15 protein-coding genes and 1 pseudogene are annotated in these 8,524 nt (G+C 67.7%); 7 read left to right on the top strand and 9 right to left on the bottom strand.

Features of this window, described 5'->3' with window-relative positions:
• On the bottom strand, positions 1-628 hold a 628-nt coding region (locus CVM52_RS21210), incomplete at its 3' end, for a response regulator transcription factor (protein WP_100164390.1).
• A gap of 145 nt (positions 629-773) precedes the next feature.
• Between CVM52_RS21210 and mce the strand changes: the two genes are divergently transcribed.
• Together mce and CVM52_RS21200 are read left to right on the top strand one after the other, a co-directional pair.
• Positions 774-1,178, top strand: a complete 405-nt coding sequence (gene mce, locus CVM52_RS21205) for a methylmalonyl-CoA epimerase (RefSeq protein ID WP_100164389.1) — start codon at positions 774-776, stop codon at positions 1,176-1,178.
• 13 nt (positions 1,179-1,191) lie between these two features.
• Positions 1,192-1,470 carry a DUF1467 family protein gene (locus CVM52_RS21200; RefSeq protein ID WP_100164388.1) on the top strand — a complete coding sequence of 93 codons (279 nt, stop codon included), beginning with the start codon at positions 1,192-1,194 and terminating at the stop codon, positions 1,468-1,470.
• A gap of 8 nt (positions 1,471-1,478) precedes the next feature.
• Here the strand turns inward: CVM52_RS21200 and CVM52_RS21195 are convergent.
• The 6 genes and pseudogenes from CVM52_RS21195 to CVM52_RS21170 form a co-directional block, all read right to left on the bottom strand.
• Positions 1,479-1,616: pseudogene (locus CVM52_RS21195) on the bottom strand (winged helix-turn-helix transcriptional regulator); the annotation flags it as partial.
• Between the two features lie 72 nt (positions 1,617-1,688).
• A complete protein-coding gene (locus tag CVM52_RS21190) occupies positions 1,689-2,051 on the bottom strand; it encodes a hypothetical protein (RefSeq protein ID WP_133119920.1) in 363 nt (120 codons plus the stop codon).
• 68 nt (positions 2,052-2,119) lie between these two features.
• The gene (locus tag CVM52_RS21185; RefSeq protein WP_370302598.1) at positions 2,120-2,806 is read right to left on the bottom strand and encodes an EI24 domain-containing protein; all 687 of its coding nucleotides are present in this window, start codon (positions 2,804-2,806) and stop codon (positions 2,120-2,122) included.
• 17 nt (positions 2,807-2,823) lie between these two features.
• The gene (locus tag CVM52_RS21180; protein ID WP_100164384.1) at positions 2,824-3,402 is read right to left on the bottom strand and encodes a nitroreductase family protein; all 579 of its coding nucleotides are present in this window, start codon (positions 3,400-3,402) and stop codon (positions 2,824-2,826) included.
• Between the two features lie 76 nt (positions 3,403-3,478).
• Positions 3,479-4,048, bottom strand: coding sequence for an isopropylmalate isomerase (locus CVM52_RS21175; RefSeq protein ID WP_133119919.1), 570 nt, complete (start codon positions 4,046-4,048; stop codon positions 3,479-3,481).
• Positions 4,049-4,061: 13 nt separating this feature from the next.
• Positions 4,062-5,165 (bottom strand): histone deacetylase-like amidohydrolase, encoded by a 1,104-nt coding sequence (locus CVM52_RS21170; RefSeq protein ID WP_100164382.1) that lies wholly within the window; start codon positions 5,163-5,165, stop codon positions 4,062-4,064.
• A gap of 109 nt (positions 5,166-5,274) precedes the next feature.
• Here CVM52_RS21170 and CVM52_RS21165 point away from each other — a divergent pair, with 109 nt between their 5' ends.
• On the top strand, positions 5,275-5,565 hold the full coding sequence (locus CVM52_RS21165; protein WP_100164381.1) for a DUF167 domain-containing protein: 291 nt from the start codon (positions 5,275-5,277) through the stop codon (positions 5,563-5,565).
• On the opposite strand, the gene CVM52_RS21160 is transcribed toward CVM52_RS21165, so the two are convergent.
• Complete coding sequence (locus tag CVM52_RS21160; RefSeq protein ID WP_100164380.1) at positions 5,538-5,780, bottom strand: DUF8831 family protein; 243 nt, start codon at positions 5,778-5,780, stop codon at positions 5,538-5,540. The genes CVM52_RS21165 and CVM52_RS21160 overlap by 28 nt on opposite strands.
• Before the next feature lie 158 nt (positions 5,781-5,938).
• Here CVM52_RS21160 and CVM52_RS21155 point away from each other — a divergent pair, with 158 nt between their 5' ends.
• The 4 genes from CVM52_RS21155 (at position 5,939) to CVM52_RS21140 (ending at position 7,912) form a co-directional block, all read left to right on the top strand.
• On the top strand, positions 5,939-6,646 hold the full coding sequence (locus CVM52_RS21155; protein ID WP_100164379.1) for a M48 family metalloprotease: 708 nt from the start codon (positions 5,939-5,941) through the stop codon (positions 6,644-6,646).
• Between the two features lie 71 nt (positions 6,647-6,717).
• The gene (locus tag CVM52_RS21150; RefSeq protein ID WP_240621020.1) at positions 6,718-6,984 is read left to right on the top strand and encodes a DUF6455 family protein; all 267 of its coding nucleotides are present in this window, start codon (positions 6,718-6,720) and stop codon (positions 6,982-6,984) included.
• Positions 6,888-7,247 carry a DUF6455 family protein gene (locus tag CVM52_RS28125; RefSeq protein WP_370741663.1) on the top strand — a complete coding sequence of 120 codons (360 nt, stop codon included), beginning with the start codon at positions 6,888-6,890 and terminating at the stop codon, positions 7,245-7,247. The genes CVM52_RS21150 and CVM52_RS28125 overlap by 97 nt, the downstream gene beginning before the upstream one ends.
• An 89-nt stretch (positions 7,248-7,336) precedes the next feature.
• Positions 7,337-7,912 carry a PA14 domain-containing protein gene (locus tag CVM52_RS21140; protein WP_100164377.1) on the top strand — a complete coding sequence of 192 codons (576 nt, stop codon included), beginning with the start codon at positions 7,337-7,339 and terminating at the stop codon, positions 7,910-7,912.
• A 36-nt stretch (positions 7,913-7,948) separates the two neighbouring features.
• Here CVM52_RS21140 and CVM52_RS21135 read toward each other — a convergent pair.
• Positions 7,949-8,524: GntR family transcriptional regulator (locus CVM52_RS21135; protein ID WP_100164376.1), on the bottom strand; the 576-nt coding region annotated here is incomplete at its 5' end.

Here is an 8,524-nt window from a genome sequence, read left to right as displayed (position 1 = left end):
GGGCCAGCTCGGCGGCAGCCTGGGCCAATGCGCCATCCCCGGCGCTGCGCGCCAGCCCGCCGACAAATTGCGCGACATAGTCCAGCCGGTCCGCGCCGCCATCGCTGCCCAGCAATTCGGCGATCTGGATCAGGTCGTCCTGCAGCGCCAGCCGGTCGGGATGCACCTGGTCGTCATTGGCTGGGCGCGGCCCGCGCGGGCGCCGGCTGGGTGGCAGATGCGCCAGCAGCAGCGACTGGAAGGCGGCCAGCGAGGTGACCGGTTTCGGCAGGAAGGCATCGGCGCCGGCGGTCCGGGCGGCGGTTTCGCCGGCATGGTCGCCCGAGGTGGCAATCAGGATCGCCATTTGCCGCCGGGCGCCGGCAAGATCCCGGATCAGGTCCAGCCCGGACCCATCCGGCAGCCCCAGATCGACCACCACCACCGAGGGCCGGTAGACCCGCAGGTGCAGATGCGCGGCGCGCAGGCTGTCGGCGCGCCGGATGCGCGCGCCGCTGCGCAGGCAGAGCAGGCGCATCGCCTCGCTGGCATAGCGGCTGTCCTCGACCACCAGGATGGTCAGGCCGAGCAGCGGACGCTCGACCGTGGGGCGCCGTTGCATATAGGTGAACAGATCGGAATCGGCCATCGCGCTCTCCCTTCGGCGGATGCCATCAGGCTAGGCGGCAATGGCTAATCCCGGGTTAACGCCGCTGGCCTGCGCCAAAACGCCCATTGCCCTTGAACCCCGCCCGCCGCATAAGGTCGGATCGAAACGCAGTGAGGAGTGCGAAATGATCGGCCGTCTGAACCATGTCGCAATTGCTGTCCCGGATCTGGAGGCCGCGTCGGCGCAATACAGCAGCGCGCTGGGCGCCAAGGTCGGCGCGCCGCAAGATGAACCCGATCACGGGGTCACGGTGGTGTTCATCGAACTGCCCAATACCAAGATCGAGCTGCTGTACCCGCTGGGCGACAACAGCCCGATCGCCGGTTTCCTGGAAAAGAACCCCTCGGGCGGTATCCATCATGTCTGCTACGAGGTCGAGGATATCCTCGCCGCACGCGACCATCTGAAGGAAACCGGCGCCCGGGTCTTGGGCAATGGCGAGCCCAAGATCGGCGCCCATGGCAAGCCGGTGCTGTTCCTGCATCCCAAGGATTTCAACGGCTGCCTGGTCGAGCTGGAACAGGTCTGAGAAGGAGCTTGCCGTGAACGTTGTCACTGCCCTGGTGCTTTACGCGGTTGTCTGGTTCATGACCTTCTTCGTGGTGATACCGTTCCGGCTGCGCACCCAGGGCGACGCCGGCGAGGTGGTGCCCGGCACCCATGCCAGCGCGCCCGAGGTGCATAACCTGCGCAAAAAGGCGATCCTGACCACGCTGATCGCGCTGGTGCTGTGGGCGATCATCGCCACCGTGATCATCAAGGGCTGGATCAGCGTGCGCGATTTCGACTGGTTCAACCGGATGAGCCCGCCGCGCAACTGAGCCCCGGGTCACTCGGCCGCCTGCCGCTGCGCCTGCAACAGGCGGGGCAGGTTGGTTTCGATCCAGTCGGCCAGCCCCTCGACCCGGTCGCAGATCTCTTCGCCCAGCGGGGTCAGCGAATATTCCACATGCGGCGGCGCCACCGGCCAGCTTGGCCGCCTTGTCCTTTCATCGCTGCCGGGCCGGGTTCCGACGGCTTCGCTGGTCGCCGCCGCCCGTCAGGCCGGGGTCAGAACCGTGGTTTTATCAGCTTTCTGCAGGCCGATCGCTCGCCGCTGAGGCTGGCCGAGGAACATCGCGCCACCGCGGCCGAACTGCGCGCGTCGGGTCTGGGCTGGGTGTTGCTGCGCAACGGCTGGTACAGCGAGAATTTTGCAGGCTCGGTGCCGCTGGCGGTGAAACATGGCGCGGTGATCGGCAGGTCCGGCACCGGCAAGGTATCGGCCGCGTCGTGGGCGGATTTTGCCGAGGCGGCGGCGGCGGTGCTGGCCGATCCGGCGGCGCATCTGGGCCAGACCTGCGAGCTGGCAGGCGATGCCGGCTTTACCAAGGCCAAGCTGGCGGCCGAGATCGCCGCGCAATCCGGCAAGCCGGTGGTCTATGCCGTTTTGCCCGAGATGGTCGCGCCGCGCTGGAGGGCTGAGCGGGCTCAGGCGGCCGGGCGTTCTGCCCGGCCGTTCAGGGCATGGAAGATATGGGTGAAGGTCGCCGCGCCCAGGATCGGGATCAGCAGGTTCAGGATCGGGATCGACAGCGGCAGCGCCATCAGGATGCCGGCCAGCCAAATGGTGCCGCCATGGCGCGCGCGCAGCTGCTTGGCGCCGGCGCGGCCGATGCGGCGCATCGCGGCCAGGGTGAAATATTCCCGTCCCAGCAGATACCCGTTCAGCGCGTAGAAGATGAAAATCGCCGCCGGGCTGAACAGCACATAGAGCACGAAGGCCAGCAGGTTGGCGCCGATCAGCACCCCGAGAAAATTGACCGTGTCGCGCAGCGCGTCGCCGAAGGGCACCTTGATCGCCGGCGGCAGGTGCGGATAGTGCCGGTCTTCCACCGCCTGCGCCACCTCGTCCAGAAACATCGAGGTGATGGCCGAGGCGACCGGGATCATCAGGAAAACCGACAGCACCAGCATGAAGAACAGCGAGGCAAAGCTGAGCAGATCGTCGAGCCAGCGCACCTCGCCGATCACCGGCAGATAGGCTTCGGGTCCGACGGTGGCCTGGATCAGCCAGAGAAACCCGGCATAGGCCGCCACCAGCAACGCCAGCGCCAGCGCCACCCCCATGAACAGGACCTTGCGGAAGCGCCGGTCGCCGATCTGTGCGACGGCCATGAAAAACGACTGTAAGATCAAGACGAGACCCATTCGGTGATGGCGGCGATATCCGGGCGCGGGCGTTCGGGCGGAGCCACGCGTTCGGTGCCGATATGGACGATGCCGGCGATGCGTTCATGATCGCCCAAGCCCAGCGCCTGGGCGCGGAAGGTGGCGTCGTGGCAGACCCAGCCGGTCAGCCAGTTGGCGCCCCAGCCGGTGGCCAGCGCGGCGTTCAGCAGCGCCAGGCAGACGGCGCCGGCGGAATAGGTCTGCTCGAGCGGCGGTATCTTCTCCGAGGGCTTCTGCACCTCGACGACGACCACCGCCAGGTGGCCCTGGTCGAACTGGCTGCGCGCCTTGGCGACGTCATCCTCGCCCAGTTCCAGCGCGCGGGCGCGTGTTTCGGCCAGGTCGGCCAGCCGCGCCATCGCCGCGCCTTCGATCACGATAAAGCGCCACGGTTCCAGCTTGCCGTGATCCGGGGTGCGCGCGGCGGCGGTGAGGATCGGTTCAAGCTGCGCATGCGTCGGCACCGGCAGATCCAGCGTCTTGGCCGGGCGTGAGCGGCGGGACAACAGAAAATCGAGCGCGGCGGGGTTCGGGGCGGGCATATGTGAATCCTGTTTACATCTGCGGTCTATGTCGGCTTTTCGGCGCGGCTTTTCAAGCGCGGTCTGCACTCTCCTGTCATCTTTGCCAGCGCAGCGCCACCAATGCGTTCAACGCAATCAGGGCGATGCCGCCCAGTTCAAGCGTCCAGAAGGCGCGAAAATGCGCCAGTTCGGCGGGCAGCAGGGCGCTGACATGCTGAAACCCGGCGGCGCGCAGGGCGACAAAGCCCATCAGCAGACACAGCCCGGCCAGTGCCAGCCCGATCCGGTGCAGATGGCGGCGCAGCGACCACAGCAGCCACAGGCCGAAGGCGGCAAAACCCGCCATCAGGGCCAGGATGAACACGGCCTGGAACGACTGACGGTGTTCATACCAGCCCTGCGCGGTGGACACGCAATGGCCCACGGCGATCACCCCGGATTGCAAGTCAAGCTGCTTGTTCGCCATCAGCGCCAGCAGCAGCAGTCCGGTGCACCAGCCCAGTCGGCGAATGGCCGGCTGCGCGGCGCGGGTGAAAGCGGCCAGGCAGAGCAGGCCGGCCAGGCCATAGGCGCCGAAGGTGACCCAGCCCAGCACTGTCGGATCGCCCAGTTCGGGCGACCAGCGGTGCAGGATGCAGCGCCCCAGCCTCACGCCGGATGCCACCCGTCGGTCCGGGTCACAGCAACTCTTGCGCCATGTCGGCGATCAGCTCGAGCTGAAATGCCTCGGTCCGCGCCGAGGGCTGGCGCGCGGTGAAATTGGGTTTCAGCGGATCGAGCGCCTCGATGGTGCTGCCGGCCAGCGTGGCGATGGTGGCATGGCCGCAGAACGGCACGTAGACCTCGGAATAGCCGCCCTCGTGCACCAGCACCAGCCGCCCGTCGCAGAGCGCGGCCGACGCCGTCTTCAGCCGCGCGGTCATCTCGGCAAAGGTCTCGGCCATCACCAGCATCTGCGCCAGCGGATCATAGGCCGAGGCATCGAAGCCGCAGGCAACGATGATCAGGTCGGGCTTGAACCGTTCCAGCGCCGGCAGCACGATCCGGTCCATCACCGCCAGATAGGCGGCATGGCCCGATCCGGCGGGCAGGGGGATGTTCATGTTAAATCCGCTGCCCTTGCCTTCACCCCGGTCGGTGATCGCGCCGGTATCCGTCGGATAATTGCGTTCCTGGTGGATCGAGAGGGTCAGCACGTCGTCGCGGCCGTAATAGATCGCCTCGGTGCCGTTGCCGTGATGCACATCCCAGTCGATCACCGCCACCCGGCCCAGCCCGTGGGTGACCTTGGCCGCCTCGATGGCGATGGCGATATTGGCCAGCAGGCAGAAACCGTTGGGCCAGTCGGGCAGGCAATGATGCCCGGGCGGGCGCGACAGCGCATAGGCGTTTTCTACCTCGCCGCGCAGCACCGCGTCGACCGCCGCGGTGGCCAGCCCGGCCGACAGCGCAGCGATCTCGTAACCGCCACGCGCAAACGGCGTGCGCTGGCCCAATTCGCCGCCGCCGGCATCGGACAGGGTCTTGAACTTGTCGAGATAGCTGGCCGGGTGCACCCGCTCCAGCTCGGCCCGCGTCGCGGCGCCGGCGTTGCGCATGTCCAGCTCGGCCGACAGGCCGGTGATATCCATCAGGTTTTTCAGCCGGCGCTTGGTTTCGGGGTTTTCCGGCAGGCCGCCCGCCGCCAGCGGCTGTACCAGCCCGCCCAGCGGCAGGGTCATCGCATAGTTGCCGCCGGCATGCCAGAAACACCGTTCATCCCAGAAAAACCCTGTTGCCATCGTCGCCTGCCTTCATGTTGTTGGGGTCGTGTCGCCTGCAACCGGACTATGCCCGCATGACCGCGAAAGTCTATGGCGCGGGCGCGGATAAAGGTGCATTTTCCGGGACATGGCACGACCCAAGCCCAATGACCTGCCCGATCTGGGCCACCTTGCCCGTCCGGGGGCCGAGATTGCTTTGCGCGTCACGCCCGGGGCTGCGCGGGACATGCTGAAGGTCACGCCGGAGGGCCTGCAGGCGCGGGTTACCGCGCCGCCCGAGAAGGGCAAGGCCAATGGCGCGGTGCGGGCGATGCTGGCCCGAGCGATGGGCGTCGCCCCCTCGGATCTGACCCTGGTGCGGGGACAGGCCGCGCGGGACAAGCTGTTCCGCTATGCCTCGTGCGGCGGTCGCAGCTGATAGACCCCTTCGGGCAGGTTCAGCGCCGCGCCGAGATCGCGCAGCTGTTCCGGCGACAGGGTGATCTTCATCACCCGGTCGGTGCGCGGATCCAGCTGCTCGAGCGTGACGCATTCGGCAAAGCTGTTGATCACCACGTCTTCCTGAAGCGGTGTCTCGCCCTCGTCGATCAGGGTGATCACCGTGGAGTCGAATTCATGTTCGATGCTAAACATGCGGGCAGAGTGACGTTGCGATGACGGCAATGCAAGCCGGATCCTGTGGCGAAATCGACGCGGATGGGGTCGTGGCACTGGCGGGCATGGATGGCTGTGCTAGGGTTCCCTGGCACGGTGCCGGATCGGCGCCGCCGCAACTACGGAGAGGAGCGGAAATGCGCGCGCTTTGGCTGCTGCTGGGGCTGGCCCTGGCGGGCTGTGATATGGCTCTGCCGGGCGGGGAGGGGCGCTATACCCCCGCGATGACGCCGGAACAGGCGGCGCGCAGCTTCGCCCAGGTGGTCAGCGCGGTGGAACCGCAAGCCGAGGCCGAATGCCGCCGGCAGGCGCCGCAGCTGAATTGCGACTACCGAATCGTTGTCGATGGCCGCCGCGCGCCGCCCAATGCCTTTCAAAGCGTCGATTCCGCCGGCCGGCCCACCATCACCTTCACCATTTCGCTGATCGCCAGCGTCGACAATGCCGACGAACTGGCCTTCATCATGAGCCACGAGGCCGCCCATCACATCCTGACCCACCTGGACCGGCAACGGCGCAATTCCGCGGCCGGGGCGGAGGTGTTCGGCGAACTGGCAACGCTGAGCGGCGGCAGCGCCAATGATGTCGCCCGCGCACAGGAGCTGGGCGCGGCGGTGGGGGCGCGCGCCTATTCCAAGGAATTCGAGCTGGAGGCGGATGAGCTCGGCACGGTGATCGCCTTCCGCGCCGGCTATAACCCGCTGATCGGGGCCGGCTTCTTTGCCCGCATTCCCGATCCCGGCAATGCCTTCCTGGGCACGCACCCGCCCAATGCCGACCGGCTGCAGGTGGTCTATCAGACCAGCGCCCGGCTGGGGCTGGTGCCCGGCGCCCCGTCGGGTTGATCTGGATCAAGGCGGGCAGGGGGCCGGGCCGCTAGGTTTAGGGCATCCGCGTGATTCCGGAGGCTGCCGCCTTGACCGACCCTGCCAAGTTGAAACTGCACGCCGCGCTGCTGGACCAGATGGCCGCAACCGTGGCGGTCGACCTCGAAGAAGCGCTGTTCGCGGGCGACCTGTCGATGGACGAACTGTCCGATTCGGTGCTGCGCTGCGCCGATTGTTCAAGTGCGGCCCATTGCACCAGGTGGCTGGCCGCGGCGGAGATGCCGGTTGCCGCGCCGCCGGGTTTTTGCCGCAACCGCGAGTTGCTGCAACGGCTGCAGGCGGGGGAGGGCCGGTGACCCCTCTCGGGGAGACGTACAAACATCTGCGCCTGTTGGCGGGGATGGCGAAGGCGACCGAGACCGACCTGGTCGGCGCCTTCGGGCATCGGCGGCTTGGACCAGAGGAGTGGGCGGAGATGGTCCAGTCCTGCCGCCAGTGCCAATGGGCCGGGCGTTGCGCGCGGTGGCTGCGGGATCACCCCGTGGCCCCCCGCGCGCCCGGACCCTGCCGCAATCGCGGCCGTCTTGACGCGCTGAAGGCGGTGGATTCGGCGCATTGATCCCGCGGCTGACGTAGCGTTATCGCGCTTGCCGGCGCTACCGGCGCGACCTAGGCTGTACCCATCTGGCCGGGAAAGGTGGGAATGCGATGAAAATCCGAATGTTCTGTGCCGCCTTGGCGGCGGTGCTGTGGGGGCAGGTGGTCCTGGCCGAACCGTTGCGGATCACCCCCGCCGATCCCCAGCCAGGCACTTTGAAATCCGGCCTTTCGGTGCGCTATGCCTATCCCGACGCGGACATCCGCACCCTGGCCGAGGCGCAATCGGGGCTGTCGGCATCGGCCAAGGCCGGACCGCCGCTGACCGGGCTGGATTACCGCGACACCGTCGAAGGCGATCCGACCCTGACCGCCGAGCGGGCGCTGAACGTCGCCGCGCGAATTCGCGGCTTTGTCCGCTTCGACGCGCCGGGGGTCTACGAGATCGAATTCCTGACCAATGACGGTATCGATGCCCGGATCGGCGGCCAGCAGGTTGGATTTTTCGACGGCCGCCAGGCCTGCGACACCACCCGCATTGTCGAGGTCGAAGCGCCCGAGGCCGGCTGGTACCCGGTCGATATCCTGTATTTCCAGCGTCTGGGCACCGCCTGCCTGCATATGCGCTGGGGCCCGCTGGGCGGCAAACGGACCTGGACGCCGGATGCAGCCTTCGGGCGCGAGTAGGGGGCCGCTTCCCGTCTCAAACTGCTGTGACCGCGGTCAGATCTCCAGCCGCACCCGGTAGCCCGGTGCAAAGGCCAGCCGGACCAGGGTGACCGGATATTCCGGTCCATAGGTGCGCCGGTTGAGGATCATCAGCGGGGTGCCTTCGGCGCAGCCCAGATGCCGGGCTTCGGTCGTGCCGGCCGGTTCGGCGCTGTAGTCCAGCGTGCCGCGGTCGAAGGCGGTTTCCTGCACCAGCCATTCATTGGCGCTGATCCGGTCCAGCGGCGCCTGTTCGAAGCCGGGCGCGCCGTCCAGATGCACCCAGCGGTCCTCGAAGGCGAAGGGGCGTGAATCGGCCAGGAACAGGGTTTGCACCCGTTCCACCGGTGCGGCTTCGCCGAGGCCCAGCGCGGCGCGCAGGGGCGGTGGCATCGGGGTGCGGGCGCGGGCGATCAGGCTCATCGAAAAGCTCTGGCCGCGCGCCTCGACCTCCTGCCGGATCACCGGGATCGCCATCTGCGCGCGCCGCTGCGGCAGCAGCGCGACGCGGGTGCCGGCCTTGCGGCGGCGTTCGAGAAACCCCTCTTCGGCCAGCGCCCCAAGCGCCCGGTTCACCGTCGCGCGGGAGAC

Source organism: Pseudooceanicola lipolyticus, assembly GCF_002786325.1.
Classification (GTDB): Bacteria; Pseudomonadota; Alphaproteobacteria; order Rhodobacterales; family Rhodobacteraceae; genus Pseudooceanicola_C; species Pseudooceanicola_C lipolyticus.
This window is presented reverse-complemented; position numbering and strand designations above follow the sequence as displayed.